Annotated in this window: 26 protein-coding genes; 12 read left to right on the forward strand and 14 right to left on the reverse strand. The window is 53.0% G+C overall.

Features of this window, described 5'->3' with window-relative positions; genetic code table 11:
• The first annotated feature begins 49 nt into the window (after positions 1-49).
• From B9T62_RS26755 to B9T62_RS26770, 4 genes are read left to right on the forward strand one after another with little or no spacing between them, the layout of a single operon-like run.
• Complete coding sequence (locus B9T62_RS26755) at positions 50-970, forward strand: decaprenyl-phosphate phosphoribosyltransferase (protein WP_087918068.1); 921 nt, start codon at positions 50-52, stop codon at positions 968-970.
• Positions 971-991: 21 nt separating this feature from the next.
• Positions 992-1,945, forward strand: coding sequence for an HAD-IB family hydrolase (locus tag B9T62_RS26760; protein WP_087918069.1), 954 nt, complete (start codon positions 992-994; stop codon positions 1,943-1,945).
• Positions 1,935-2,252 carry a DMT family transporter gene (locus B9T62_RS26765; RefSeq protein WP_087918070.1) on the forward strand — a complete coding sequence of 106 codons (318 nt, stop codon included), beginning with the start codon at positions 1,935-1,937 and terminating at the stop codon, positions 2,250-2,252. The genes B9T62_RS26760 and B9T62_RS26765 overlap by 11 nt, the downstream gene beginning before the upstream one ends.
• 43 nt (positions 2,253-2,295) lie before the next feature.
• Positions 2,296-3,588, forward strand: coding sequence for a hypothetical protein (locus B9T62_RS26770; protein WP_169834439.1), 1,293 nt, complete (start codon positions 2,296-2,298; stop codon positions 3,586-3,588).
• A 280-nt stretch (positions 3,589-3,868) separates the two neighbouring features.
• On the opposite strand, the gene B9T62_RS26775 is transcribed toward B9T62_RS26770, so the two are convergent.
• From B9T62_RS26775 to B9T62_RS26840, 14 genes are all read right to left on the reverse strand, one after another.
• Positions 3,869-4,309, reverse strand: a complete 441-nt coding sequence (locus B9T62_RS26775) for a hypothetical protein (protein WP_087918072.1) — start codon at positions 4,307-4,309, stop codon at positions 3,869-3,871.
• Positions 4,310-4,322: 13 nt separating this feature from the next.
• The gene (locus B9T62_RS26780; protein WP_087918073.1) at positions 4,323-6,752 is read right to left on the reverse strand and encodes an ABC transporter permease; all 2,430 of its coding nucleotides are present in this window, start codon (positions 6,750-6,752) and stop codon (positions 4,323-4,325) included.
• Positions 6,749-7,426, reverse strand: coding sequence for an ABC transporter ATP-binding protein (locus tag B9T62_RS26785; protein ID WP_425436607.1), 678 nt, complete (start codon positions 7,424-7,426; stop codon positions 6,749-6,751). The genes B9T62_RS26780 and B9T62_RS26785 overlap by 4 nt, the downstream gene beginning before the upstream one ends.
• A 50-nt stretch (positions 7,427-7,476) precedes the next feature.
• The gene (locus tag B9T62_RS26790; protein ID WP_087918075.1) at positions 7,477-8,697 is read right to left on the reverse strand and encodes a HAMP domain-containing sensor histidine kinase; all 1,221 of its coding nucleotides are present in this window, start codon (positions 8,695-8,697) and stop codon (positions 7,477-7,479) included.
• Complete coding sequence (locus tag B9T62_RS26795; protein ID WP_087918076.1) at positions 8,685-9,359, reverse strand: response regulator transcription factor; 675 nt, start codon at positions 9,357-9,359, stop codon at positions 8,685-8,687. Before B9T62_RS26795 ends, B9T62_RS26790 begins: the two co-directional genes overlap by 13 nt.
• A gap of 170 nt (positions 9,360-9,529) precedes the next feature.
• Positions 9,530-10,378 (reverse strand): MetQ/NlpA family ABC transporter substrate-binding protein, encoded by an 849-nt coding sequence (locus tag B9T62_RS26800; RefSeq protein WP_087918077.1) that lies wholly within the window; start codon positions 10,376-10,378, stop codon positions 9,530-9,532.
• A gap of 110 nt (positions 10,379-10,488) precedes the next feature.
• The gene (locus tag B9T62_RS26805; RefSeq protein ID WP_087918078.1) at positions 10,489-11,151 is read right to left on the reverse strand and encodes a methionine ABC transporter permease; all 663 of its coding nucleotides are present in this window, start codon (positions 11,149-11,151) and stop codon (positions 10,489-10,491) included.
• Entirely contained in the window at positions 11,144-11,917 is a 774-nt protein-coding gene (locus B9T62_RS26810; RefSeq protein ID WP_087918079.1) for a methionine ABC transporter ATP-binding protein, read from the reverse strand. The genes B9T62_RS26805 and B9T62_RS26810 overlap by 8 nt, the downstream gene beginning before the upstream one ends.
• Before the next feature lie 934 nt (positions 11,918-12,851).
• Complete coding sequence (locus tag B9T62_RS26815) at positions 12,852-14,270, reverse strand: ADP-ribosylglycohydrolase family protein (RefSeq protein ID WP_087918080.1); 1,419 nt, start codon at positions 14,268-14,270, stop codon at positions 12,852-12,854.
• Positions 14,271-14,272: 2 nt separating this feature from the next.
• Positions 14,273-15,229 carry a nucleoside hydrolase gene (locus B9T62_RS26820; RefSeq protein WP_087918081.1) on the reverse strand — a complete coding sequence of 319 codons (957 nt, stop codon included), beginning with the start codon at positions 15,227-15,229 and terminating at the stop codon, positions 14,273-14,275.
• Between the two features lie 39 nt (positions 15,230-15,268).
• A complete protein-coding gene (locus tag B9T62_RS26825; RefSeq protein WP_087918082.1) occupies positions 15,269-16,207 on the reverse strand; it encodes an ABC transporter permease in 939 nt (312 codons plus the stop codon).
• The gene (locus tag B9T62_RS26830; RefSeq protein ID WP_087918083.1) at positions 16,204-17,250 is read right to left on the reverse strand and encodes an ABC transporter permease; all 1,047 of its coding nucleotides are present in this window, start codon (positions 17,248-17,250) and stop codon (positions 16,204-16,206) included. The genes B9T62_RS26825 and B9T62_RS26830 overlap by 4 nt, the downstream gene beginning before the upstream one ends.
• Entirely contained in the window at positions 17,243-18,805 is a 1,563-nt protein-coding gene (locus B9T62_RS26835) for an ABC transporter ATP-binding protein (protein ID WP_087918084.1), read from the reverse strand. The genes B9T62_RS26830 and B9T62_RS26835 overlap by 8 nt, the downstream gene beginning before the upstream one ends.
• 248 nt (positions 18,806-19,053) lie before the next feature.
• Positions 19,054-20,190 (reverse strand): BMP family ABC transporter substrate-binding protein, encoded by a 1,137-nt coding sequence (locus B9T62_RS26840; protein ID WP_087918085.1) that lies wholly within the window; start codon positions 20,188-20,190, stop codon positions 19,054-19,056.
• A gap of 327 nt (positions 20,191-20,517) precedes the next feature.
• Here B9T62_RS26840 and B9T62_RS26845 point away from each other — a divergent pair, with 327 nt between their 5' ends.
• The 8 genes from B9T62_RS26845 (at position 20,518) to B9T62_RS26880 (ending at position 26,735) form a co-directional block, all read left to right on the forward strand.
• Positions 20,518-21,267, forward strand: coding sequence for an AraC family transcriptional regulator (locus B9T62_RS26845; protein WP_087918086.1), 750 nt, complete (start codon positions 20,518-20,520; stop codon positions 21,265-21,267).
• A 158-nt stretch (positions 21,268-21,425) separates the two neighbouring features.
• Positions 21,426-21,791, forward strand: coding sequence for a Na-translocating system protein MpsC family protein (locus B9T62_RS26850; protein ID WP_087918087.1), 366 nt, complete (start codon positions 21,426-21,428; stop codon positions 21,789-21,791).
• A gap of 187 nt (positions 21,792-21,978) precedes the next feature.
• Complete coding sequence (locus B9T62_RS26855; RefSeq protein ID WP_087918088.1) at positions 21,979-22,533, forward strand: UbiX family flavin prenyltransferase; 555 nt, start codon at positions 21,979-21,981, stop codon at positions 22,531-22,533.
• Positions 22,533-23,876, forward strand: coding sequence for a UbiD family decarboxylase (locus B9T62_RS26860; protein ID WP_087918089.1), 1,344 nt, complete (start codon positions 22,533-22,535; stop codon positions 23,874-23,876). Before B9T62_RS26855 ends, B9T62_RS26860 begins: the two co-directional genes overlap by 1 nt.
• Before the next feature lie 41 nt (positions 23,877-23,917).
• Positions 23,918-24,187, forward strand: a complete 270-nt coding sequence (locus B9T62_RS26865) for a BMC domain-containing protein (protein ID WP_211296529.1) — start codon at positions 23,918-23,920, stop codon at positions 24,185-24,187.
• Between the two features lie 780 nt (positions 24,188-24,967).
• Positions 24,968-25,924 carry a hypothetical protein gene (locus B9T62_RS26870; protein WP_087918091.1) on the forward strand — a complete coding sequence of 319 codons (957 nt, stop codon included), beginning with the start codon at positions 24,968-24,970 and terminating at the stop codon, positions 25,922-25,924.
• Between the two features lie 46 nt (positions 25,925-25,970).
• Positions 25,971-26,426 carry a BMC domain-containing protein gene (locus B9T62_RS41890; RefSeq protein ID WP_087918092.1) on the forward strand — a complete coding sequence of 152 codons (456 nt, stop codon included), beginning with the start codon at positions 25,971-25,973 and terminating at the stop codon, positions 26,424-26,426.
• 27 nt (positions 26,427-26,453) lie between these two features.
• A complete protein-coding gene (locus tag B9T62_RS26880) occupies positions 26,454-26,735 on the forward strand; it encodes a BMC domain-containing protein (protein WP_019908484.1) in 282 nt (93 codons plus the stop codon).

Consider the following 26,735-nt stretch of genomic DNA (forward strand, 5'->3'; position numbering starts at 1 on the left):
TAATATAGGAAATGTTTATTAAAAACAGAAAAAAGGAGGTGATTTACGATTGGATCCTGTTCATAAGAAATTAGCGGCAAATCAATTTAAACAACACACTCCCTCAAAGGCTGCCCTGATTTGGACCCAGCTTCGACCAAAACAATGGAGTAAAAACCTGCTTGTTTTTGCCGCTCTTCTCTTTTCTATCGACAGAATAGAGATAAGTAAACTCGCTCTCTCCACTATCGGTTTCGTTCTTTTTAGTTTGGTATCGAGCACCATTTACATCATCAACGATTTCATGGACCGCGAGGCGGATCGCGTCCATCCGACTAAATGCCACCGTCCAATGGCATCTGGGTTACTCAGTCCTGCCTTGGCTTTGACTGTTGGAGCTGTGCTACTTTTGTTTGCGCTACCGGTCTCCTGGCTATTGAACCCGTTATTCACGCTTCTCCTTGCATTGTACATTCTGCTAAATATTTCTTACTCGCTTTATCTGAAGCATGTGGTCATCGTAGACCTGATGATCATCGCGTCTGGATTCGTGCTGCGCGCCATAGCGGGGGGAGTGGTTATCAATGTACCCTTAACGCCATGGTTTCTTCTCTGCACGTTGCTGTTATCATTGTTTCTGGCCATTGGAAAAAGGAGACACGAGCTAATTCTGCTTCACGAAGGCAAAAGCACACAGCGCAAGGTGCTGGAGAGCTATTCTGTGCCATTACTTGACCAGCTAAATACTATAGTCACTACAGCTACTATTATAAGCTACTCGCTGTTCACCTTTACGTCGGGGCGGACCGTTCAGTTGATGTGGACGATTCCCTTCGTTATATATGGGATTTTTCGCTATCTATACCTCATTCATGTCTGCAACAAAGGAGGTTCGCCTGATCGCGTTCTATTTGAGGACAAGCCGATCCTAGTCACCGTTGTGCTTTATGCCATTAGTGTTGTTGTTATCCTTGTCACTTTTGAAACTTGACCGAGTTCGGGAGAATACTTTATGAAAACCAAATTTGCTTTTTGGGATATTGATCACACGTTGCTTCGCGGAGATTCCATGCTGCTTTTTTTATGGTACGGACTTTGTAAAAAACCACTGGCCGCTTATCGGATTGCTATAGTGTTGTGGAGAACCTTGTGCTACAAATTCGGATTAATTAGTGCTGAGAAGGCCAAAGCCGCGTTCTTCTATGCAGTCAACAGTTTTTCCGACTCTGATCTGGAACATTTTTTTGATACCCAACTTCGAACACGAGTTTATCAGGATGCTTATGAAGAGCTCCGTCAATTGAAAATAAAAGGTTCTCGAATCGTACTCGTCTCGGCTTCACCGTATGCATATCTGAAGTTTTTCAAGAAACTTCCGGAAGTTGACTACGTCATTGGAACGGAACTGATGAGAAAAAGCGACCGCTACGTTCCACTTATCCAGGGGTTAAACTGTAAAGGGGAAGAAAAAGTGGAACGGATACAATGCTATTTGAATGATTCGCACCAAACCATTGATTTCGAGAACTCATGCGCGTATTCTGATTCGTTGTCAGACCTACCTATGTTCCGTTTAGTCCGCAACGGATACTTAGTACACGGCCAGCATCCGGAATTGCAGTCTCGGCAATGGGTCAAAGCCAAAACGCCATTTCCACATAAGGGTAAAATCTTTATGGTCCTCGCTGCGTTTTTGACGGCAACGGGCCAACTGTTTTGGAAATGGGGGTGGGATGACCTATCCTACTTAGCTCTCGGTTTCCTTTGTTACGGCGGGGGAGCAATTTTTATGATTCGCGGCCTTGCATTAGAGAAGCTCTCAGTCGCCTATCCACTGATGGGTCTCAGTTATTTTTTCGCATTGGGATATGGGCACTGGATCCTGCATGAGCCTATAACTTGGGCTAAGCTTTTTGCCGTAGCACTAATGGGAATCGGGGTGTATCTGATATCATATGATCGCTAACTGGAATATCTTCGTCCTCATTATTATGACTCTATTGGGATCGTTCGGAGGCGTGTTGTTCAAGCTTCACTCGGTTCGCAGACAGCTGATCTATCTCTTTTTCGGCGCATGTTCTTATGGACTCGGTGCACTCCTGAACATTTACCTGTTGAAGTCGTTGCCTTACACGGTAGTCATGCCCGCCAATGCGCTGACCTTTCTTTGGACACTCTTATTTGCCAAATGGTTTTTCAAAGAACGGATTGGAACAACTAAGATTGCAGGTATTATCTGTATCGGAACTGGTATTTGGCTGCTGGCAAGGTGATTGATCTTGAAATTAAGTTATGGAAATGAGGTTGAATTATCACGTGATCCGTTATCTATTGCAAGATCGGACCGACAATAAGAATGCACTCGGTCTATTTATCCTATTCGTCATCCTTTACATCGCAATTAATACTCCATATCTACTCTTTATGGATCGTCAAGCCGACCTTGTGGCAGCTCACAATCCATTTTATGGTGTGAAATTCGGGCTCAACCTTTTTAACTTTGATCCTGCCATGTATTACGGTTACGACAATGTCTCCGTCATTCATCCATACAAAAATATCATTGCTGGCCCCCTCGGAGCTCTGGCCAACAACGGTCCGGGAAACGTATTGTTTCTCATCATTCAATCTGCACTCAATGCAGGAGGGACAGCACTTCTCTACTATATCTTACGTCGGCAAAGAACGGGGAGAGCGCCTTCCGCTCTGATTGCATCCTTATTTGGCATCAGCTCTTATTCTCTCTTCACATCGCTCATCCCGGATTCCTATCCGTATGCGCAATTCGGACTGGTTATCTCAGTATTTTGTCTCCAGTATTACCGCGACAGTAAACAATCTCCAATATTTCCGCTAGCCATCTTAGGAATAGTGAATTTTGGAATAACGGCAACAAATCTTATTCCTTATATAGGCGCATTAATTATACAGCAAATGGGACGCCGGGCCAAAGCTGCTGTGCGAACTCTGCTTATGGTTCTGTCAGTCTTTATTCTGCTGGCTATCGTTCTCTTGTTGATTCAGTTGGTTCTGCCAGGTGGTGTCACCTGGGTTTCTAGTTGGCAAAGCGGATTAAAAAACGGTGGGTTCGGTTATGTCGCTCCCTTTTCCTTAGCTCATCACTGGAAAGCCATATATATGTTGGGTATTAGTCCATTGCTTACTCCCAACGTGACTCTTATTGATACGGGAATCACCGCTATAGCCACTGACTTGTCGCAGTCCTATCCTATTTATGTATCCGTGATCGGATTTCTTTTTCTAGCTGGCGCGTTAACGGGATGGATACGGGGAATTCGAAAACTGGAAGGCTGGATTCCAATGATGTTCATCGGTTTCGCCTTCTGCCTTCACCTAATTGTGGGTTATGGACTGGCTACTTTCAACTATGACCTATACCTGTACGCCGGTCATTTTTGGTTCGCCTTCTTCCTACTGATTTCCATATCGGTGCGGTCCATCATCAATCCCAGACTATATAAAGCCATTATTGGGCTGCTGGTGGTGGTTGTGCTTGTCACTGCGGTACATAACCTTCTTCAGCATGCCCATGTACTGAAAGATATCCGACAGGGATATGTCACGCTGTCTGAGGGAAGTGGGCGATAAAGAACGATTCAAATCTCAAGGTTCAGCAACCGGTCCTCAAAAAAAGGTGATTCCTGTATTACATATGGATCATCTTTTTTTATTCCGATAATCGATTTTGCCTTTAAGTAGTTACAGTGGCTTGCATATCTTTGCTTTTGACAAAGACTGGTTAAGCCGGCTTACCTGCTGATACCCGCCTGTTGGCTAATGAAAACGGACACCTCCATTTCGGAGATATCCGTTAATTCGTATCAACCTTCGTTGGGGGTTCATGCTTCATCTATGGTTCTTACTTCATCTAAGACTTAGCTGCATAGTTTAAGGTTATGGCTTGCTCATCCACCACTTCGATATCGGAGACATCTCCATCCACCTTAACGTTATCTATAAACAATTCCCAGCTATGAAGCTCATCACTCTCCATCGTGCTGATCTTCTTAATGCCTCCCTGCTCATTCTTCACGATCGGCATGCCCAGGTCTTCATCTTCGGAGATGGGCTGCAGCACCTTCCATACGGTAGGCTGATCATCGATCACTTTGATCTCCTGTATGAACAGGATTCCTTCTTCATTCTGGATCGCTACAGCCACTTTCGATACCAGCGAGCCTTCACCCGTATATTTCACTCCCTTATATTCCGCGTACAGACCATCTCCGTTGCTTGACCCGCAAGCCGACAGCAGCAGCATGCTAATCATACAGAAGTTGCTTAACGTGCCTCGAATGTTTTTACCCATAGGGTCCTCCTCCTTATTCACTACATCGGATTCGTTCCATTAAGCTCTCCTTGTGGAATTTGTGCAGCATATACAGGGTTGTCAGCACTTGAACCAGCGCATAGGCAGTAATCAACGTAAGCAACGCTCCCAGTGGAAATTGATACTGGGCAAACGTAGCTTCACGCCTGTACAGCGCTACGCCTAAGTACCCTGCCGGAATGCCCACGATACTGATCAGTCCTAAACTGAAAGCAATAACAACCCATCCTTCGCTGCTTAGCTGCAGAGTTAACTGCCTCCGCGACAAACCGATCGCTTCAAGCAGGCTGATCTCCCGCTTCCTGAACAGCATGCTGGTCAGATTGGAATTGACCAGATTAAAGATGCTGATGACCAGCAGCGCAGTGATGAAGCCATAAGCCGCCAGCTCCATGACCCGTTTGGCTGCGCTGAATTCCTGATAGATGTCTTGAAAGGAGGTGAATTCTAGCCTCCGGTCTGCTGCGGCAATCGTCCGCAATTGCTGCTCGACCTGCACTTTCTGCTCAGGGTCCGCAATTACACTGATCTGTTTGATCCTCTGGTCCATACCCAGCCGCTCAAACATGCTCCGATGCGCAAGCAGCGTCCCGCCTTCCGCAGAATCACCTTTATACGTTATATAAGTAGGTAATACGCCGAGGATGGTAAATTCAAGCTCCTTCTGTCCTTCCCCGAACGGTGCCATTCTGATTCGGTCTCCCGCGTGGTAAGTTCCCTCTTCGGCAATGGCAATCAGATAGTTGCCCGCCTTCATCTGCTCCAAAGTTGGCGCACTTTGTCCCAGCGCACGCAATGTCTTGTCCATCAATGCATCATCATACCCGTACATTTCGGTATCTATATAGGGATGTTTCACCTTGTCAGGTTCCTTAATATGTTTCTGCGCGTCCTGCTTGTTATAGATGAGTCCATCGTACATTTCCGTGAAAACCGTTTGAACTCCCTTTATCGACTGAATCTGCTCTATGACTGTCTCGTTCAGCAGGTCGGTCTGCGCGTCCATTCTGAGAGAAGATACGGCACTGAGCTTGTAATCACCAGGCACCATGCTGCCTGCTATATTCCCTATACTGATGCTGTCCAGCACGCTGCCGGAAATCACAAAGATCAGCCCTGTTAACGTGATGGAGGTTACTGTAACCCAGGTGCGCTTACGGTGCCGGAGCAGTTGTGCGGAGATTAACGTGAAGCTGCCCAGCGAATGAGGTAATCTGTTTCGCTTCTGCTTGGTTGATGCCCCTGCTCCTGCCGCCGGGTTAAATCGGATCGCGGCAATCTCCGAGATTCTCCCGACTCTGCTCGCGGGCACCTGGATGGAGAACGCAACAAGAAGGATGCCGAGCAGAAAGGCCGCCCCTACTGAATTCAGAGAAATCTCTACATATAGAGAAGAATCTGCTCCTGCCGTCTTTCCAAGAAAAGGGATAAAGGCCAGGCTACCGCCGATGCCGAGCAGGATACCGGCCACACTGCCTGTCAGCGAAATCAGCAATCCCTCCAGCTGAATCATTCGCCGCAGCTGGCGCGGCGTCATTCCGATCGCTTTCATCGTGCCGAACAGACGAATTTGCTGGGAGATGTAGATATTGAAAATGTTGTATATGACCATTCCTGCGCTCAGTACGATGATCAGCAGGACAAATCCACCTTGCAGAATAGAAGTCGGATTCTGTTCATAGGCACCGGTATAGCGCTCATTCAGCTTGATTTGCTCCTCCTTCAGTCCCGCATCAGCACCGATCTTCTGTGCGGCGGCAGTAGCATTAAAGTCCGATTTCAGCAGCGAGAACAGGGTAACCTCTGGTTCCGGGTTGTACTGCAGGGAGCGCTCCTTCGAGATAAACATCAGCCCGGCCCTGGCCGCCTTGCGGACCGCAATATCTTCGGTAATGCCTACCAGCTTGAAGGTTTCCTTCATCTTCGCTGTCTTGCCTTGCTGTGTAATTTCAAAATCCAGTGGGATGATCTGCCCCAGCTTCGGTGCATAACCCAAAGCTTCAACCACCCAATCATCCAGAACAATTTCATTGTCCGCTGCCGGTGCTCTCCCTTGTCTCAGCGCAATCAGCCCGTCGTTGACCCCCTCCATATAACCTATAGCCATATCAATGTGTAAGGAGCTGAGCGAAGTGCATAGGACATTCTTGTTATTGTAAGAAAGATAGGTTGTCTTCATTAACGTGTTGCCGGCGATCTCCTGTTGCTGTTCTTTGGACAACTGCTCATACTGCACATGGTACGCGCCAATTTCATTGATGGCTGCCCGCTTGCTGCGCTGATCTTCAGAATGAAGGTAAGTCAGGACAATCAAGATCAGCGCCACTGATATCGCTGCCGTCCCTATCGTCAGCAGGGTTCGCCCTTTATGGAAGCGCAGCGTACTCAGCGCAATATCCCGGATAGAGACTGTATTCTTCATCGTATGGCCTCCGCCGCCACGATTGAACCGTCAACGACTCGCACCGTCCGGTCGGCCAGCCTGGCCACCTCATCGTTATGCGTAACCACGATAAGTGTCTGATTATATTTCTGGACGGACAGGCGCAGCAGATCCATGACGTCGCCGCTGGAGCGGCTGTCCAGATTGCCTGTGGGTTCATCCGCCAGCACGATGGACGGTCTGGCTGCCACCGCCCGGGCGATGGCCACGCGCTGCTGCTGGCCGCCGGACAAGGCGGTGGGCAGGCTGGTCCTTTTGTCGTAAATGCCCAGCGAATGCAGGATGTCCTGAATATAGTCCACATCTGCTTTTTTGCCGTCCAGCCCGATAGGCAGGATGATATTCTCCCACACATTAAGAGAAGGCACGAGATTAAACGCCTGGAACACGAAGCCGATCTCCCGGCGGCGGAACAGTGCCCGCTGATTGGCCGTAAGCTGATAAATGGAAGTGCCGCCAATGATCACCTCGCCGCTGGTGGGCGCATCCAGACCTCCGATGATGTGCATTAGTGTGCTTTTTCCGGCGCCGGATTGCCCTACAATAGAGATGAATTCCCCTTTCTTCACCGCGAAGTCGATTTGATCAATGGCCTTCACCTGACTCTCCCCTACGCCGTAATATTTACATAATTGCTTTCCTTCCAGAATCAAAAAAATCCCCCCCTGTGTTTGTTCACAAGGAAAGGATAACGGATAAATTTCTACTTTTTATCAACTTCTGCCGGAATAGCCCCAGCGTCAGCCTGACAACGGAACCTTGCTGTTACGCTTGCTCCACCATCCTCAGCATTGGCCAGCTCAATACAGCCACCGTGCTTCTCCCCTAATAGGGTACAAATATGGAGGCCAAGACCCATGTGAAACTCACCCCCGGTGGTGTGCTGCTTGCCGGAAGGCCGGGGCAGCTGCATAAGCTGCTCGTCAGAGAAGCCCTTGCCATCATCTTGAACCGTAATAACCAGCATTCCGTTCACGAAGGTGCAGTTAATAGAGATCATCCGCTCGGCGTAACGACTGGCATTGGACAACAGGTTCTCAAACACCCGCATTACAATATTCATATCCAGCACCAGTTCTGCTTGGTCAATCTCACTTGTAATACCTATAGAATACGCTTGGCCTCTCTCCAATACCTCGGCTGTACTCTTCAGCCGAGCTGTAAGCACATCGCTGTTCACCTGAGCTACCGCCAGACCGGTGTCTTCCAGCCGCTGAGCTTCACTCATCATCTGCACGTAGCCCTCCAGCCGCACAATATGGGCTGACATCGTGGAGACGGTCGAGATCACCTTCTCTGTGCTTACTTTGCCTTGCGGCAGATAGTTGTTCAGGAAATCGGCATACCCCCGCAGTACCGTTAGAGGTGTACGCAGATCATGGGAGAACGCGGCATTCAGCTGCTTGCGCTCCTCCAGCCCGCGCCACATCTTGCGATTGTTCTCATCGAGAGCCGCCCGCATCGTCTCAAAAGAGCGGCAGAGCTGACCCATTTCATCCGTACTGGTATGCTGAATGCGAAAATCCAGATCATTATCTGCGATTTTGCGGGAAGCCTCGCTCAGGATGGCAATCGGCTGCTTCAGCTTGTTTCGGTAGAACAACAAGGAAGACAGCAGAATGCACGCGCCATAGAAAAACGGAGTCGACCAGGTATACACGGCATCATAATTATTGATGATTCTGTCGTCTTCTACAGAGTAATCGACAAAGTGAATATTCACTTCATCACTGTCAACGTTCACTTGATCTCCGTATTGGGCATTCGGATACATATACTCCACGTACAGATTGAATTGCTCCTGACTGGCATACGCCATGGCAAATTTGCTGAGCAGAGCTGCCAGCACCAGAAAAAAGAGCATATAGAGCATAAACGTCTTCCTGATGGACAGGTTACGGATGGCTTGTCTCAGTCGACCCATTTATAGCCCACACCCCATACTGTAACAATGTAATTCCTGCTGCTGACCGCGGACAGCTTGGCACGGATTCGGCGGATATGCTCGGCAACCACGGCACTCTCCCCTTCGCTGTCATATCCCCATAGCCGCTCATAGATGCGCTCACGGTCAAACACCTGCCCGGCGTTCATCGACAGAAATTCAATAATAGCAAATTCTTTTTTGGCAAAAGAAACCGGTTCATTATGGCAATACACAACGCGGGCCGCATAATCCAGAACTAATTCCCCACTGAATACCGCCGCGGTCTGCACCTGCCGCCGCTGCTCGCGCCGTAGATGCGCTTCTACCCTGGCTCCCAGCTCATCAATGCTGAAGGGCTTCACCATATAGTCGTCTCCCCCGGCGCGGAACCCGTTAATTTTATCGTTATCCTCGACCTTCGCTGTAAGAAACATAATAGGACAGGATACAAAATTACGAATGCGCTGGCATACCTCCAGGCCATCCAGGTCAGGCATGTTGATATCCAGGATGATACAATCCGGGCTGCAGCCCGCTTGCTTCAAGGCTTCCTCTCCGCTGAATGCAGTCAGCACACGGTAGCCGTTAATCTCGAAATAATCCTGCAGCAGTGAGACTATATCTGCTTCATCGTCGACGATCAGGATCAGTTTGGACATGTTGGATTCCCCTTTTTCTGCGAATACTCCTTACTTATCAGGTGGGACGAAGCAATCATATCCCGCTGTGACCAGTATAGAATCGAAGGAATCTTTTTACAATTCATAACTAAAAAAAGAGCAAGCCAGCGAATTCGCCAAGCTCACTCTTCTGTATTCATCCATGCTGGTTATTTAAACGCAGGCACCGCAATATCGGCATAATTCTCTTCCAGGAATTTCTTCACTTCCGGGCCGCTGATCCGCTTCGCCAGCTTCTGGATGGCCTCGGAGTCCTTGTTGTCTTCGCGGGCCACTAAAGTGATGGTAAATTCGGAATCCTCACGCTCCGTAATCAAGGCATCCTTCTTTGGTGTCAGTCCAAGCGGACTGGCATAAGCAGGAGTCATGGCTACAAGGTCCCCATCATCCAGCATCCGGGCCAACATCAGCAGATCTACTTCCTCGAACTTGTAGTTTTTTGGATTCTCGATAATATCAGCTTGTGTGGCATTGATGCCTACGCCATCTTTCAGCTTAATCAACCCGGCATCAGCGAACATTTGCAGGGATCGCCCGATGTTCGAAGGGTCATTGGCCATAATCAGTTTTGCACCCTCCGGCAGGTCCTTGATGTCCTTGTAGCGTTTGGAATACCCGCCATAAATCGCATCATACACCGGCTGTACCTCCACTAGCTTCGAGCCTTTGCTGGAATTGAACTGCTCCATATAAGGAATGTGCTGGAAAAAGTTAGCGTCGACCTCTTTGTTAGCCAGCGCCTCATTGGGCTGCACGTTGTCAGATAGCACCATGATTTCGAGATCAACTCCATCCTCCAGCAGCAGCGGCTTCACAATATCGAGGATATCGGTCATGGGTGGAATCAGAGTGGCAATTTTGAGCTTCACAGGTTCAGCCGTGCTAGCCGTATCCGTATTTCCGGCAGCTTCGTTAGTGGCTGTGCTGTTGTTATTGTTTCCGCAGCCCGCAACCAGAACGAGCATCAGTGTGAGTACAAGCATCAAAGACTTTTTCATTGGAACAGTAACCCCCAGTTATAGTTAAATAGTTAGTAACATAGTTGTGTGGCCAGTCCATAGTTCTACTACTACAATCCAATACCAAAGCAAACTGGCAGGGCGGTACATTAACGTTTATCCAGTAGCCGTGCGGCCGTGCTCCCAGTGAACTGCACCAGCTGCACCAGTATGATCATGACCACAATCGCATAGGCCATTACCTCAGTCTCGAAGCGCTGGTAGCCATAGCGGATCGCGAAATCACCAACCCCGCCGCCGCCGACAATCCCCATGACTGTCGAGAAGGAGATGAAACTGACGGTGGAAGTGGTAAGCCCGAGAATCAGCCCCGAACGCGCCTCCACATAAAGAAATTTGCACACCAGACTCAGCTTGGAGGCCCCCATCGACATCGCGGCTTCCAGGGTTCCAGTGGGAACCTCCAGCAGCGACTGCTCTACCAGACGCGAGTAATAAGCGATAGCGACGATAGACAGAGGTACCGTAGAGGCCATCGTGCCGATCGCTGTTCCTACAATCAACCGGGTAACAGGAATCAGCGCAACCACCAACAGCAGGAATGGGAAAGAACGGATGATATTGACCAGACTATTCAGCACCACAGATAGTGTCCGGTTCTCATAGAGCTGCCCTTTGCGGGCAAAAAAAAGCAGCGTCCCCAGCGGCAGCCCCAGCAGCAGCGCTGCGCCTACCGAAATGCCCACCATCACAAAGGTTTCTCCAATCGACTGCCACATCAACTCCTGGTATTGAAACGCCTGCTCAAACATAGGTTCCCTCTCCCTCTCCCTCTGCTTGAGCTAGAATCCGCTCGCGGTATGATCCGGTGTGGGCTGCCGGGGGCCGGAAATCGCCATCTTCGCGGGAGAATGAATCAATCATCCGCCCGTCTTCCATAACGGAGACGTGAGTGCAAATCGTCTTAACCACATCCATTTGGTGGGTGACAATCACGATCGTTACGCCAAGACTGGCCTGGATATGCTTCAGTACACCCAGAATATCTGCTGTAGTTCCCGGGTCCAGCGAGGAGGTTGGCTCATCGCAGAGCAGCAGCTTCGGGCTGTTCGCCAGCGCCCGGGCAATCGCCACCCGCTGGCGCTGCCCCCCGCTCAGCCGCGACGGGTACTGTCCGGCCTTATCCGCAAGGCCAACGAACTGCAGACATTCGTGGGCGCGGTTCAGCCGCTCCCGCTTCGGCCAGCCGGCCAGCTCCAGCGCAATGGCGACATTCTTCAGAACGGTTGCGTTATGCACCAGGTTGAAATGCTGGAAGATCATCCCGATCTTCTGGCGCTCCAAGCGCAGCTGTTTATCCGGCATTCCTGTCAGCTCATTCCCGTCCAGCACTACCGCACCCTGGTCCGGGACCTCCAGCAGATTGATCAGCCGCAGCAGCGTCGATTTCCCGGCACCGCTTTCACCAATGATGCCATGAATCGCCCCCTGCTCTACTTGAAGTGATACATCGTCTACAGCTCGATACAAGCTGCCCTGCTGCCGGAAGGTTTTGCTTACGTGGCTCAGCGTCAGCATACCGGATGCCTCCCTCCTCTACGAATATAGCGTGCCCTTATAACGATAAATATTGTACCAGCAATATTTTAAATCTGTTTTATCAAAAATCTCTTTAAATAATAAGGCATTTCATCGCCTGTGTCATTATTTTTCTTAAAAGTTTAATCGACCTAATGTGCGTACTGGCCGAATATCGTTGATGCAGCAGGGTTCACGCCAACATTCGGTAAATCTATTGTGCACCAGATCGATGGATGGAATCCGCCTATTCCTACAGGAATTAGGCGATCGGGATGAGATCGCTTGCGGACTCCAGACTAATTTACCGTGCCGAGCCTATTCCACACCTACGCTCACCTTTACTTGCGGACTCCAGAGCCTCTATTTTGCTCAAAACGGCTGTTTTTTCAGCCTAACGGACTCCAGTGCTCTTATTGGCCGGATTTGGATGCTTTTTGGCACTTTTAGGCATGAATAACGGCTCCTCAGTCCGTAAGCTTCTGAAACAAGCCAATTTGGCGCGAATAGCGGCTCCTCAGTCCGTAAGGGGGAGATGGCGCATAGGGTGGGCATACTTGGAGGAGCGTGGGACGGGCACGCGGGGCGGATGGGCAAGGTGTAGATACTTGGTTACTTTGTCGGGATAGCTCGTTGTTGGGTAGTGATGGAGCGACGGGATATTGATGACTACTCTCCTGGCAGTGGAGCGGTGGCAGGCAGATGACTTCTCTCCTTAGCGATGAACTGACAGCGTGCCGGGGCGCGATATTACTGTACCGTGGAGGAGTTACGGGGGCGGCGGTAACTAGATGGTTGGTGGTCGTGCGGCGACGAATATTGGATTACTTGCTTGTCATAGACGTTACGGCGGCTGTTCCCGCCTCCGTTTCAGCGAACGTTATATAACAAGAGACCTGCTGTAAGCGCAGGTCTCTTAAGTCCATATACAGCTCTATTGTTGCGAACCGGACTCTTTGGCTTCCAGCTCCCCGCGCAGCTTCAGGAACACCTGGTAGCTGCGTTCGGCGCATTCCGAGATCGACAACGGATGGAATCCGGGCAGGTCTGCGTACAATGTATCGTTCAGCGGCTCAATCCAGCTGGCTGGCAGCTGGCTGGCGCCCAGCTTCGCCCCCATAATCGAGCCGACAGTGGCCCCGTTGCAGTCGGTGTCCATGCCGCCGTAGACTGCGGTGGCAATGGCTTTCTCGAAATCATCGCCCGCGTACGTAAGCGTGGCTGCCACTAGCGCGGCGTTGTTGTTGGTATGCACGGGATCATAATGGCTGAAGCTGTCCCAGATCCGGCGAACCAGCTCCCGTTCGCTCCCGGCGCTCAGCGCGATCTCGATGCCGCGCTGCACATCGGCCGCAAGGCGGCTGGTGCGCGGAATCTCGCTGAGGCCGATCTCCAGAATCCGCGCATTGTCCTGCTCGGCGAAGGCCGCCGAGATCATGGCGGCATTCAGCATCTCGCCGTAGATGCCGTTCTTCACATGCGAGAAGGACGCATCACGCCAGCCCAGCTCAGCGGCGAGCTCCGGGTTCCCGGCCGCGCCGTAGGCCAGGCCGTCGGCACGGATGGCTGCGCCGATCCACTCGCGGTACGGATTGAGGTGCATCCGTACCCGTTCCTGGCGCAGCGGCCAATCCGCAGGCTTGTCGCCGTGCAGGTGCGAAGTCTCCTGCGCGAAGTTCATATACGCCTGCGTCTCCGCTGTGCACACCTGGGCGTAGGTCAGCTGGCCGTGCCACAGCTTCCCTACATCCCACGAATCCCAGTCCAGCCCTTTCTGCTCCAGCAGCAGCAGGCCGAGGATCGTGTAACGGATGTCATCGTCACTCTCCATGAACCGGATCTTCTCCCGGGTGCTGAGCTGCCCGGGAGCCCAATCGTTCAGGCCCAGGCCATGCTCGGCTTCCGCCCGCGAATGCAGCGGGGTGTAGCCGGTAATCGGCCAGGCGTCCGCACCGCGGAACCACAGCTCGACATTCTCCCAGCCAGGACGGCCGTCCTTGCCATAGAGATAGTCGAGGTATTCCAGCGGCTTGCCCAGGGCGCAGCCCGCGCTGCGGCCCAGCCAGGCGCCGCGGAACTTGTCACGCCACTGCGCGGCGCTCCATTCCGCCCGCAGCCTGCGCGGTCCTTCCGGGCGCAGCCGGCGGATTTCCCCGAGCGACGAAGGCTCGTCGTAAGGGAAGTCCTCCGCCACCTCTAGCGCCATCAGCTCATGGTAGACCTTCATGAGCAAGGTCTCGTCCTGCCCGGCTGCAGCCAGCCGGTCCGCAAGCTCACCGGCACGGCAGCCCTCTTCCATGCGCTGGATCAGCTCCAGCCGCACCGTTTCCTGCAGCCGTTCCCAGCCCGCCACCGTCAGTTTCCTCCTGTGGAGGGCAGCAGCTCGCCGTCCAGCTTCGCCAGCGCATCAAAGATCAAGCGCAAGAAGGCTTCCCGGTCCACATCCACCAGCACCTTGACGTTGGCGGGAGCAGCCGGATTCGTTCTTTGATCGGCAACGGTCATCCCCCGGGTCAGCTTGCCTTCCGTCTCCACGGTCACATACAGCTCGCGGGACTGGAACAATTCCGGGTGCAGCAGCCAGGCTACCGCGCACGGGTCATGCAACGCGCTGCCGGAATACCCCATCTTTTTGCCATAGATTGAGTAGAAATCCAGCAGCTCGCCTACCATATTCGAAACTGGCCCCCGCTCCTTCAGCTGAGCGATTTCCTCATCATAAATAGCCGCTCTGTTGGTAACGTCCAGACCACTCATCGTAATCGGAATACCCGATTCAAAGACAATCCTCGCCGCTTCCGGGTCAACATAAATGTTAAACTCCGCTGTCGAGGTCACGTTGCCATACGCTATGCCGCCGCCCATCAGGGAAATCTGCTCAATCCGTTCCTTGATTTCAGGATAAGCAGTGATCAACAGCGCGATATTGGTGAGTGGAGCCATCGGCACCAGCGTGATCTTCTCTTCCGAGGAGCGGATAATGTCCAGCATGAACTCTACAGCTCCCTGCTGAACCGGACGGAATTTGCTGGCTGGCAGCAACGGGCCGTCCATGCCGGATTCCCCGTGCGCTTCCGCGCCGGTAACCAGCTTGCCAAACAGCGGACCTTCCGCTCCCTTGGCTACAGGAATATCCGCATTCACGAAGCTAAGCACCTTCAGCGCATTGTCGGTGATTTTGTCCAGAATCTGGTTTCCGCCTACAGTAGTAATTCCCCGAAGGTCCAACTGCTCCGGATGGGCAAGCGCCAGCAGAATCGCAATCGCATCGTCATGCCCCGGATCGCAGTCTATAATAATTGGTGTTGGCATCGTTGTTCGCTCCTTATGATTAATCTGTGAGCCACTCCACTACTTAGCCAGCGGACTCTTCAGCTTGCGGTTCTTCTTACGTGTCTCGGATACGGCATAGATGACCAGTCCAACCACGGTTGCTACATAAGGCAAGGTGGCAATCAGCTCAGCCGGGATATTAAGCACCTGCAGCGCATTGGAGAGCGCGTCTGCGGCCCCGAACAGCAGAGAGGTCAGCGCAGTGCCGACCGTTGTGCCCCGGCCCATGGATTCTGCGGCAATCGCAATCCAGCCGCGCCCGGCAATCATATCGCGGGTGAACAGCGACAGATAGCCCATCGACATGTACGCACCGCCCAGCCCGGCGAAAAATCCGCTTAGCAGCAGCGCTGTATACTGGATTTTGACTACACTGACCCCGACTGACTGCGCCGCATGCGGATTCTCGCCCACCGAACGGATACGCAGCCCGATGGGCGTGCGGTTGAGCAGATAATACACCACAATCACAGACAGAATTGAGAAATAGGTCAGAATGTGATGCCCCGACAGAATCGGTCCCAGCACCGGAATATCCTTCAGCAACGGAATGTCCACACTAGGCAGCACCTTGCTGGCGAGCGAGGTTGAAGAACCCTTGTCCCCACTAAGCAGATACAGCAGAAAGACGGTCCCGCCCGAGGCGAACATGTTGATCGCTACCCCGCCAAGAATAATATGCGTCTTGAATTTCAGAGTGAAAAAAGCCAAAATTCCGGCAACCATCGTCCCCGCCAGCACTGCACCAAGCAGCCCGACCCATGCGCTCTGCGTATAGGCACTTATAATTACACCGGCCAGCGCCGACACCAGCATAATGCCTTCCATCCCGATGTTGATAATACCCGCACGGTTGGAGATCAGCGCACCCAGCGCCGCGAACAGAATAGGTGTCGTCACCCGCAGCACCGAGAAGGCGAAATCTGTGGTCAAAATAACATTCAGCAGGCTGTTCATGCTTCCTTCGCCTCCTTAAGCAGCATCCGGTTCTTCCAGAACTTGAGGAATTGCTCAGCCGAGATCAGCAGAATAATAACGGCCTGGATAATGGAGATCATCTCGGACGGCACATCCGACAGACGCGACATCAGATCCGCTCCGATACGGATATAGGCCAGGAACAGGGCGGAGGCGATGACAGATAACGGATTGTTTTTGGCCAGCATCGCCACCAGCGCACCATCCAGACCATAACCCGGCAGCGAAGCCCACTGGAAGCGGTTATACATCCCCAGCACCTCCACCGAGCCGCCCATCCCGGCGATGAACCCGGCAATCAGATGGACCAGAATAATCACTTTGGCGGTTCTCATGCCCGAATAGCGGGCAAACTCGCGGTTGACACCCGTCATACGCAGCTCATAGCCCCATTTGGTTTTGTAGAGGAACAGATGGGCGGCTACGATCAGCACAAGCACAATAATAAGACCGGTATGAATCCGGGTGCCTTGGAAAATTTTGTCCAGCTGGGCCGTCTTCTCGAATTTAAAAGAAACATTGGCGAACGCCTTCGCATCACGGAGATGATAGTTCAGCAGATACAGTCCCACTCCAAACAGAATGTTGTTGAACATCAGGGAGGTCACCAGCTCATTGGCGTTCCACTTGGCTTTGAGAATCCCGGGAATCGCTGACAGGAGCGCGCCGACAAGTGAACCGGCAAGAATAGCCACCAGCGGGTGCAGCCAGTTGTTCAGCGTCAGGTGAATCGCCAGCACGGAGGTCACTACGCCGGAGAAATAGAAGATGCCTTCCGCACCCAGGTTGAACATATTCGCCCGGAACAGCAGGGATACGGCAAGTCCGGTGAACATCAGCGGAATGGCCATTTCGATAACGTTGCCGATATGCCCTTTAGTGGAGATCGGCTCCCAGAGGAAGATCCCGATTGTCTTCACCGGCTGGTCACTGACCAAGGATATAATCAGAAAAGCAATCGCCAGCGCAATAACGATAACTGCCGAAGTACGAATTACCTCGAAATATTTGACTTTAAACATGGTTTACGGTCCTCCCGTGCTTAGGCCTGTCCTGCTTGTTGATGCCCAGCATATACAGTCCCAGCTCCTCTTCACTTACCGCAGACGGGTCCTCGAAATAAGCTACAATCTGACCCTCATACATCACCAGCAGGCTGTCGCTGATCTCCAGAATTTCATTCAGATCGGCAGAGACCAGCAGAATGGCACAGTCGTCCGAGCGCAGCTCCAGCAGCTTCTGGTGAATGAACTGGGCCGCGCCGATATCGACACCCCGCGTAGGCTGTTCGGCAATCAGCAGCTCCGGGCTGGTTGAACATTCCCTTGCTACCACTACCTTCTGCATGTTTCCGCCCGACAGCATTCCGATGGGCTGGGTAGGCCCGGAGCAGCGCACTTTAAATTCCTCCACCAGGGAGGACGCCAGGGCGGCAATCTTGGAGCCATTCAGGAACAGCCCCTTGTTCATGTCTCTGGAACGGTAACGGGTGGAGATCAGGTTGTCGGAGATGCTGGCATCCCCGGCAGCGCCCTGCCGCATCCGGTCCTCCGGGATGTAAGATACCCCAAGGTTGCGGATCTCCAGAATATCCGAGCTGCGGATGTCCGTATCTTTTACCTTAACGGTTCCGCTGCTGGAGACGCCCTTCAGACCGCCTGTCAGCGCTTCAATCAGCTGGGTCTGACCATTGCCCTCCACTCCGGCGATACCGACAATCTGTCCGCCGCGAACCGTGAAATCAATATTCGCCAGCAGCGCCTTGCCCTGGGCATCATGAACACTTAAGCCTTCCACGGTAAGCACCGGCTTACTGAAGGCAGGGGTAGTCTTGTCATATTTCAGCACCACATCGCGGCCCACCATCAGCCTGGAGATTTCCTGCTCGCTCACATCGCTGGTCTGGAAGACTCCTTCACTGCGGCCACTGCGCATAATCGTAATCCGGTCGCAGATCGCCTTGACCTCCTTGAGCTTATGGGAGATGAACACAATCGTATGCCCCTGCTCACGCAGCTGCTTCAGCTCACGGAACAGCTCCTCCGATTCCTGGGGTGTCAGCACGGCTGTAGGCTCATCCAAGATCAGAATTCGTGCACCACGCAGCAGCGCCTTCAGAATCTCCACCTTCTGCTTCATGCCAACGGTAAGGTCCTCTACCTTCGCCTTCGGGTTCACGGCCAGATTATATTTGCGCGCCGTTTCCTCCGTCATGCGGATCGCTTCCGCAGCGCTGAAGCCAAGCCCCTTGCGCGGCTCCATGCCCAGCACCATATTCTCGGCCACCGTAAAAGAAGGCACCAGCATGAAATGCTGATGGACCATCCCGATCCCCCGGTCAATGGCGTCCTGTGCAGACTGCAGCTTCACCTGCTCGCCGCGGATATAGATTCCGCCCTCGCTCGGCTCTTCCATTCCGAACATAATCTTCATCAGCGTCGATTTGCCGGCGCCATTCTCTCCGGCTAGCGCATGAATCTCCCCCTCCTGCAGGGAGAAGTGGACATCCTTGTTGGCTACAACCCCGTTGGGATACACTTTGGTGATTCCCCGCATTTCCAGCAGAGCTTTTGACATCGGTCTTTCGCCGCCTTTCCACTTGGAGGTCTGCAAAAACAGGCAGCTGGAATTCCCCCCATCCTGGAAAAGGAACTCCAACTGCTCGATAAGCCATAATATATAAGATGAACTTAAGATACAAACGCGCAAGGCTCGGTCGTCCCTACGGTGAATGTTTGAACTTCCCCTTCGGTCCTTCTCGCTTTTTGTTGCTTTCTTTGGTTCATCTTATACAGATAAAGTTATCTTCACTTTCTACACTGGTTTTAAGGTTTAACCGCGTTACGGATCGCTTCCACTTCTGAGGTTTCCATGCCCATTGCGTTGTCGACCGTAATTTCCTTGTTGATCAGCTTCTGTTTCACTTCTTCTACCTTGGCCTGCAGATCAGCCGGGAAGGCTGCCTTGTAAATATCATTCTCGGCAATGCCCACGCCGTCTTCGACGAATCCAAGCACATCGCGTTTGCCCATTTCCAGCGTGCCGTCCTGCAGCTTTTTCACAGCTCCGAGGATCGCACTGTCAATTTTTTTGATCGCGGAAGTAACAATCAGGTCGCCCTTCTGGCTGTCTGTATCTTTAATCAGCGTACCCTGGTCAGAGTCTACACCAATGGCATATTTGGTCTTCTCTTTGGCTGCGTCAAAAATCCCCAGTCCCGTACCGCCGGCAACGTTGAAGATCACATCCACGCCGGAGTTGTATTGAATCAGCGACAGCTCCTTGCCTTTGGCAGGGTTCACGAAATCGCCCGCATAGGACACAGCCACCTTCACTTCAGGGTCCACATACTGTGCGCCCTGGATATAACCCACCAGGAAAGCATTGATTCCCGGAATATCCATCCCGCCCACGAATCCGATCACATTGTCGGCATTGGCATTGGGCATATCCGATTGCGTAGCAAGCGCAGCAACCGCACCCGCCAGGAAGGACACTTCGTTCGTGGAGTAGGACATGTTGTACATATTGGCCGGCGCTTCTTCAATATCGGTGTCATAGTTGATGAATTTTTTGTCCGGATTGGCTTCAGCCGTCAGATTGAACATCTCGGTAATCTCCGAGCCGCCGGAAATGATTACATTCCAGTCCTCAGCAGCAATATCATTAAACGTTGGCTCCCATTTGGTCTTGTCGGTGCCCATTTCCACTACCTTGGTTTCCGCACCAAGCTCTGCTTTTACCTTCTGCAGACCGCTGTTGGCCGCATCGAAAAAGGATTTGTCACCCAGCGTTCCCGGAATCAGCAGCACAACCTTAAGCTTGTCCCCAGTGCCTGCTTTATTACCTTCAGCCGCTTGATTCGCCGGCGTATTTCCGGCGTTGTTCGCCGTATTGTTTCCACATGCAGTGACCAGGACCATTACCGCCAATAACAATAATGCAAGAACGTTTTTTCTCATTGTTGTTTGTTCACACCCCTGTTTGTAGTTGGATAGATCGCTTTAAAATTACAGCTTGTGGTTGTATAATTTACGGATAAGACCATTCCATACAGCGGACAATCATGGACCAAAGACCTAAAATTCGTTATATTTCGTTAACAATGCACTATGAAAACGGTTATAATTAGCTATGAACCGGTCAATTTCCGAACGAGATGGCCAGTCAGGTTCAAAACATACGGTTTAATTGCTACGATCATAACAAATATACCGGGAAAACTTTATATACTTTCGGTCAATTTTTTGTATGATTCGGCTAAAGATCGCAATCGAGGGAGGTACACGATGGAACGTGTTCTATATATTGTAAGTGCTTTTCATGAGACGGGCACTTATATCCCCCCACATCAACACGAATGTTATGAGCTGGTCTATTATATCCATGGCGCAGGGACTACGAATGTGGGGCCGCGCAGCTACCATTTCCGCCCGTCCTCCTTCGCCCTGATCCCTCCCAACCACAAGCATGACGAGAATCATAGGGACGATGCCGACATTCTGTTCATCGGCTTCCTGAGCGATCATCCCGGGATGAGTACGCTTCAGGGCGTCTATGAAGATGATAAGGAGCACTCCGTGCTTCAGACGCTGCGGCGGATGCAGGAGGAGTTCAAGCGCAAGCGTGACGGCTTCGCCGAGCTGATGAATCTGCAGCTGAGCGAGATCACCGTTCACCTGCTCCGGCTGCTTGGCGCAGCAGATTTCCATTCGCCTTCCGAGGACAGGGTGCAGTATGTGTTGAATTATATGGATGAGCACTACCGCCATAAGCTGTCGGTTACGACTCTGGCGGAGATGTCCGGATACAGCTACGACCGCTTCCGACATCTGTTTAAGGAACGATTCGGCTTCTCCCCGCTGCGTTATCTTCTGCTAAAACGACTGAATTATGCCAAATCCTTGCTCCAGCATACCCAGATGCATATTTCCGAGATTTCAGCTGCGGCGGGGTTCGTAAATGATTCGCAATTCTGCAATATGTTCAAAAGGGAGACCGGAGTGTCGCCCCGCACCTTCCGTATCCGAACAAAGTAATATAATATAACATTAATCATTTACTTTATTGTTTTTTTGATTATAATTAGGGTTAATTTTAAATAATCGTTGAATATTGTAATCAATATCTGCTGGATACGTCATGAATAATGACATGTTAGCTGTCCAAATAAGTTTGTATCAGGGAAGTGGAATGTATGAGCATAGCTATCCTTCTCTCATCGAACGAATCCAAGAAGAAGCTGTCCCGCTGTTATAATGAAGTGCATAAGGAATTGTACGGCGTTGGCGTGACACAGCTGAAGATCGATGCCGCCGGCGAGCTGATGCTCATGTTCCTGGTGAAGCACCAGCGGGTTACCGCCCTGCGCGCCCTTGAAGAACACTACCCCGAGCTGAAGCAATCTGTAGATGCCGCGCTGCACCAGGAGTTCAAGCGGAGAATCCAGAAGAAGCTCACAGAAGAAATGAATTTGCCGGTCACAGGCGTGCTGCGGGATTACGATCCCCATACCTCCTGGGCCTGTACGATTGTTATTACCGGAACCGGCTCACCCGAATGAAACGGGATTTATCTCGCTGACTTCAACTCCGCCGGTGTCCGCTCAAATGTTGTCCATATTAAGGTTCGCCCGATTTCTGTTTACAGACTGAAGGAAGCCGTTGATTAGAGAATCTCTCTATTTCGACGGCTTCTTTTTGTTTATATCCCCGAAATCAGGAGTCATCAACGGAAGGAGCTGCCGCAAGATGAGGATTATCGTTGCCGTGACGGGAGCCAGCGGTTCGATCTACGCCTACTCCCTGATTCGCAGCCTGCATCAGTTAGGCATAGAGACTTATGTAATTGCCACCGGAGCCGGTGAGAATGTTTTGAGATATGAATGCGGGCTGGAGCTGCAAGAAATCGCTGAATATGCCACGGTGTTGTCCAATCAGGATCTATTCGCTCCTGTGGCCAGCGGCTCTTTTTGCACAGATGGGATGGTGGTCATCCCCTGCTCTATGAACACGCTTGGTGCTATCGCTAACGGCATGGGGGATACCCTGCTTAGCCGCGCAGCCAGTGTCATGCTGAAGGAGAAACGCAGGCTGGTCATTGTCCCCCGGGAGTCTCCGCTGCATATCATCCACCTTGAGAACATGCTCCGGGTCGCCCGGGCTGGGGCCGATATCATGCCTGCTTCCCCAGGGTTCTACAATCATCCCTCAGAGATCTGGGAGCTGGTGAATTTCATGAATGCCCGGGTGCTGGATGCCTTCGGGATTGAGCATGAGCTAATGAAGAGATGGGGTGAAGCCTGATGACGGCTGTGAATATCCGGCAATTGCTGGACCGGTGGAAGCATGACGGGAAGCTGCTGCGGATTACGCGGGAGGTTGATCCCAAGTTTGAGTTCGGAGCCGTGGTCAAAGCGGTCCGGGGAGCAAGGCCATTGTTGTTCGAGCGAATCAAAGGCTACAGCGTTCCCATGACAGCAGGCCTTGGCGGCTCCAAGGCATTGCTCGCCGAGAGCATGGACATGACACCTGCCGAGTTGCTGCCCCGGCTGATCGACGCTGTGGTGAATCCGCTCCCCACGCGGCAGGCGGCCAGTGCGCCGGTACAGGAGAATGTGGTAACCACGCAGATTAACCTGCAGGAGCTGTTTCCGGTCTGCACCTATCATGCGCTAGACAGCGGAGCCTATTACGTCTCGGGCGTGATGGTAGTCAAAGGGTTCGACGGACACAAGCGTTACACTTCCATCCGGCGGATGCAGCTGCTGGAGGGCAACCGGACCAGCATCCTGATCTCCTCGCCTGAATTATTCCAGCAGTACAGGATGTTCGAGGAACGCGGCGAACCGATGGAGGCTGCCTTTATGTTCGGAGTCGTTCCGGCTGTAGTGCTCGCCTCCCAGGTGAGCACGCATCTGTTCCATGTCGACAAGCTGGATGTCGCCTCCGCCCTGCTCGGCCAGCCGCTTGAGGTGGTCCGCTGCAAGACGGTGGACCTGGAGGTGCTGGCCGAAGCCGAAGTGGTGTTCGAAGGCCGGATTCTCCCCGGCGTCCGGGTGCCGGAAGGCCCGTTCGGCGAATTGGGCGGCTACTATGGCCCACGCACGGAACAGCCTGTAGTCGAAATCTCCGCCGTCACCTACCGCAGCCAGCCGATCTGGCAGACGATCCTGCCAGCCAGCTATGAAGAGAAGCTGCCGATGGCCATTTCTCGCGAGGTGGCCTTGATCAGCTCGATCCGCCAGGTGGTCCCCGGGGTGCTGGACGTCCATATCACCATGGGCGGTGTCGGACGATACCACGCGGTGGTGCGAATCAGGAAGGTGCACGACGGAGACGGCAAAACTGCCCTCCTCGCTGCCTTCGCCGGAGACAAGGACCTCAAGCATGTCGTTGTTGTCGATGAAGACGTCGATCTGCTGAACCCGCTGGACGTGGAATGGGCCATAGCTACCCGGGTGCAGGCGGATCTTGACCTGTTCATCGTGCCTGGAGCCAAAGGCTCCCCGCTTGAGCCATCGCATAACCTCAGAGGCGTAACCGCCAAGATGGGCATCGACGCCACCTACCCGCTGGCGGAAGCGGAGCATTACCGCAGGACACATATCCCCGGTCAGGAGGAGATCCGGCTGGAGGATTATGTTTAGCGGGCTAAAACAATTGTATAAGGAGGTGGATTATGCCAGAAATCAATCAAGCTATCGGACTCATTGAGACACGCGGTCTGACTCCGGCGCTTGAAGCGCTGGATGCGATGTGCAAAGCCGCCAACGTCAAGCTGGTAGCGTTCAAGCGGATCGGCTCAGGATTGATTACTGTCATTGTGGAAGGCGATGTCGCTTCCGTATCGGCCGCAGTAGAAGCGGGCACCAGCGCCTACCTGCGCACCGGCGGCGAGTTGGTTTCCTCCAATGTGATTCCTCGCCCTCATCCCGATCTGGCCGCCATGCTCTACTGATGCAAGGCCAGTGCTTAAGAAGCTGAGACTTCAGCAGTTTGATCGGTTGGCTGGGCCATCTGCCTAACACCACCAATCACTGACCACCAACCATCAGCCTAGTTCCAGCCGTCAGTTTCCAGTCACCCGTCGTTAGTCACCAGTCACCAGTCACCAGTCACCAGTCACCAGTCACCAGTCACCAGTCACCAGTCACCAGTCACCAGTCACCAAGCGTCAGTCACCCGTCGTTAATCGTCCACCACCACCCGCTGCTGCGAATTAGATGCGATTCAGCACTTAATTCAGCCGAATCGAGCTACATGGGGCATTTAAGTGCGATTCTGCAACTAATTTCCGTCTTTAGAGCGCTGATCAGGTATATCTGCGGAATTAAGTGCCTTTTTGACAACTATTTACTCCCAAACACCGATATCCCGCAAATTAAGTGCTGTTTCGCAACTAATTGGTGACGTTCAACATGAGCAGGATGATGTATAGCATTGGTTAGTTTAAATGGCACAGTTAGTCTAACCACAACTCAGGAGGTGATCATACTTGTCCGAATTTATGCGAAATGTGGTTTCAGAGGTCTTGCAGAGAAACCAGCAGATACGCGTTGCCGCCCCTTCTTCTCCTGCCACCGCAGGCTTACCGGGCTTACCAAACGCATCAGCCTTATCAGGTGCACCAGGTTTACCTAGCACTTCAAGTTTACCTGCCTCCTGCTCTGCAGCCAGCCAGGATCATTGCCCGCACACCTGCACTCAGCCGGGGGCTTGCACCAAAGCACCGCTCGCGGTGAAGCGCACCAATTACCAGAAGGAGCAGGCGACCAAACGATTGGCGCTCCTTACGGGCAATGGCGGAGAGCATAGCTTCGGCCGATCCGGCGGGTCCAGCGGGTCCAGCAACTCCGGCAACTCCGGCGGATCCGGCGCTTCTGAAGCTTCCAGCGGCAGCACACTCATCGTCGGCACCCCGCCCACTGCCAGCCGCAGCATTCCCGCCGCGGCGAATCCACACGCCGCCGCTCCTGCCATCGCTGCTGCAAGCGCCCGCTCCCTGCCGTCCCGGCAGTTCGCCGAGCAGTGCCTCTCGCCGCTGCTGCTGCGCACGCTGGCGCCAGCGGCACAGCCGCCACTGGCTGCGCCCGGCCGCGGCGCCGCAAGCCCCGGCACTTCCGAGCCCTCCCGGCTCGCCACTGCCGACAACCTGGAGGCCTGGCTGTTCCCGGAGGTCACAGCCACACTGCGGCCGCTGCTGGGAACAGGCAGCCGCAGCTACCGCTCAGCCGGAGTGCTGCGCGCTCCGGCCGCCCATCCCGGCCAGCTGTTCGCGGCCGAGACCAGCCTGGCAGAGGCTCACGGTCTGGAAGCCGACATCTGCTGGAACGAAGCCGGCAGCGGCTTCGAGCTGAAGCTGTTCGGCAATGATTCCCGTGAGCTGGCCCTCAGGCTGCAGCAGATCGCCGGGCGGCTGCAGGCCGACGCCGCCCGGCCCATCAAGCTGTTCGCCAGCCTGAGCCCCGGCGAACTGCTGCGGCGGCATCTCGAGGCTGGCCAGCAGGAAGCGCTGGCTGTGATCGATGCCGGTTCCCGCTGGAGCAGCATCGGCCTGCTGGAGCAGGCACTCTGCCGCAGCAGTGCTCTGAGCGGTCTGCGAATCCGCGCACAGCAGAGCTACTGCATCCTCACCGGCAGCTCGGCGCAGGTGGCGGAGGCCGAAGCAGTGCTGAGCAGCCTGCTGCAGAAATAACCGTGCAGCGCAGCTTAGCTGCACTGACTAGAAGGAGGTCTGGACCATGGAAGCGCTCGGATTAATCGAAACGCTTGGACTTACCACCGCCGTCTCGGCGGCAGACGCCGCACTGAAGGCAGCGGATGTGCGGCTCGTAGGAGTCGAGAAAGTCATTGGAGTCGGCGGCTCGCTGGGGGTGACCATTCACTTGAGCGGCGATGTCGCTGCCGTCACCGCCTCAGTTGAAGCAGGCAAGGCAGAAGCAGCTCGGGTGGGCCGGGTCATCTCGGCACACGTCATTGCCAAAGCACACAGCGACGTTACAGACAAAATTGTATCGCGCTACCTGATGGGGGCGGATCGCTTCGAAGCTACTTTGCCTTCGGAAGCGGCTCCCGCTTCTATTCCGGCTTCCACGGCTGCCAAGCCAGCCAAGAAGCACTCCAATAACCCGCCGCCCGCACCCGCGAACCCGGATGACTCATCAGGCACAGACGGCCTGGACAATAAACCAAACTAATATTTTAAATTAATGGAGGTTTTTATAATGGGAGAATCACTCGGATTGATTGAAACCAAAGGACTGGTAGGCGCTATTGAGGCAGCAGACGCCATGGTGAAGGCTGCCAACGTAGAGATCTGCGGTTATGAGAAAATCGGCTTCGGACTTGTCACCGTCATGGTCCGCGGCGATGTAGGAGCCGTTAAGGCCGCAACCGATGCAGGCGCAGCTGCCGCCAAACGGGTAGGCGAGCTGGTCTCCGTGCATGTTATTCCAAGACCGCATAGCGAAGTGGAACGTGCCCTGCTGTCCAAAGGCATTGAATAG

Source organism: Paenibacillus donghaensis (genome assembly GCF_002192415.1).
Classification (GTDB): domain Bacteria; phylum Bacillota; class Bacilli; order Paenibacillales; family Paenibacillaceae; genus Paenibacillus_AQ; species Paenibacillus_AQ donghaensis.

Coding starts and splice junctions, on each gene's coding strand:
- B9T62_RS26880 (WP_019908484.1), top strand. CDS start 26,454: ATGGGAGAATCACTCGGATTGATTGAAACCAAAGGACTGGTAGGCGCT.
- B9T62_RS26800 (WP_087918077.1), bottom strand. CDS start 10,378: ATGAAAAAGTCTTTGATGCTTGTACTCACACTGATGCTCGTTCTGGTT.
- B9T62_RS26790 (WP_087918075.1), bottom strand. CDS start 8,697: ATGGGTCGACTGAGACAAGCCATCCGTAACCTGTCCATCAGGAAGACG.
- B9T62_RS26835 (WP_087918084.1), bottom strand. CDS start 18,805: ATGTCAAAAGCTCTGCTGGAAATGCGGGGAATCACCAAAGTGTATCCC.
- B9T62_RS41890 (WP_087918092.1), top strand. CDS start 25,971: ATGGAAGCGCTCGGATTAATCGAAACGCTTGGACTTACCACCGCCGTC.
- B9T62_RS26775 (WP_087918072.1), bottom strand. CDS start 4,309: ATGGGTAAAAACATTCGAGGCACGTTAAGCAACTTCTGTATGATTAGC.
- B9T62_RS26860 (WP_087918089.1), top strand. CDS start 22,533: ATGACGGCTGTGAATATCCGGCAATTGCTGGACCGGTGGAAGCATGAC.
- B9T62_RS26795 (WP_087918076.1), bottom strand. CDS start 9,359: ATGTCCAAACTGATCCTGATCGTCGACGATGAAGCAGATATAGTCTCA.
- B9T62_RS26825 (WP_087918082.1), bottom strand. CDS start 16,207: ATGAACAGCCTGCTGAATGTTATTTTGACCACAGATTTCGCCTTCTCG.
- B9T62_RS26830 (WP_087918083.1), bottom strand. CDS start 17,250: ATGTTTAAAGTCAAATATTTCGAGGTAATTCGTACTTCGGCAGTTATC.
- B9T62_RS26845 (WP_087918086.1), top strand. CDS start 20,518: ATGGAACGTGTTCTATATATTGTAAGTGCTTTTCATGAGACGGGCACT.
- B9T62_RS26810 (WP_087918079.1), bottom strand. CDS start 11,917: ATGCTGACGCTGAGCCACGTAAGCAAAACCTTCCGGCAGCAGGGCAGC.
- B9T62_RS26765 (WP_087918070.1), top strand. CDS start 1,935: ATGATCGCTAACTGGAATATCTTCGTCCTCATTATTATGACTCTATTG.
- B9T62_RS26780 (WP_087918073.1), bottom strand. CDS start 6,752: ATGAAGAATACAGTCTCTATCCGGGATATTGCGCTGAGTACGCTGCGC.
- B9T62_RS26850 (WP_087918087.1), top strand. CDS start 21,426: ATGAGCATAGCTATCCTTCTCTCATCGAACGAATCCAAGAAGAAGCTG.
- B9T62_RS26855 (WP_087918088.1), top strand. CDS start 21,979: ATGAGGATTATCGTTGCCGTGACGGGAGCCAGCGGTTCGATCTACGCC.
- B9T62_RS26805 (WP_087918078.1), bottom strand. CDS start 11,151: ATGTTTGAGCAGGCGTTTCAATACCAGGAGTTGATGTGGCAGTCGATT.
- B9T62_RS26840 (WP_087918085.1), bottom strand. CDS start 20,190: ATGAGAAAAAACGTTCTTGCATTATTGTTATTGGCGGTAATGGTCCTG.
- B9T62_RS26820 (WP_087918081.1), bottom strand. CDS start 15,229: ATGCCAACACCAATTATTATAGACTGCGATCCGGGGCATGACGATGCG.
- B9T62_RS26760 (WP_087918069.1), top strand. CDS start 992: ATGAAAACCAAATTTGCTTTTTGGGATATTGATCACACGTTGCTTCGC.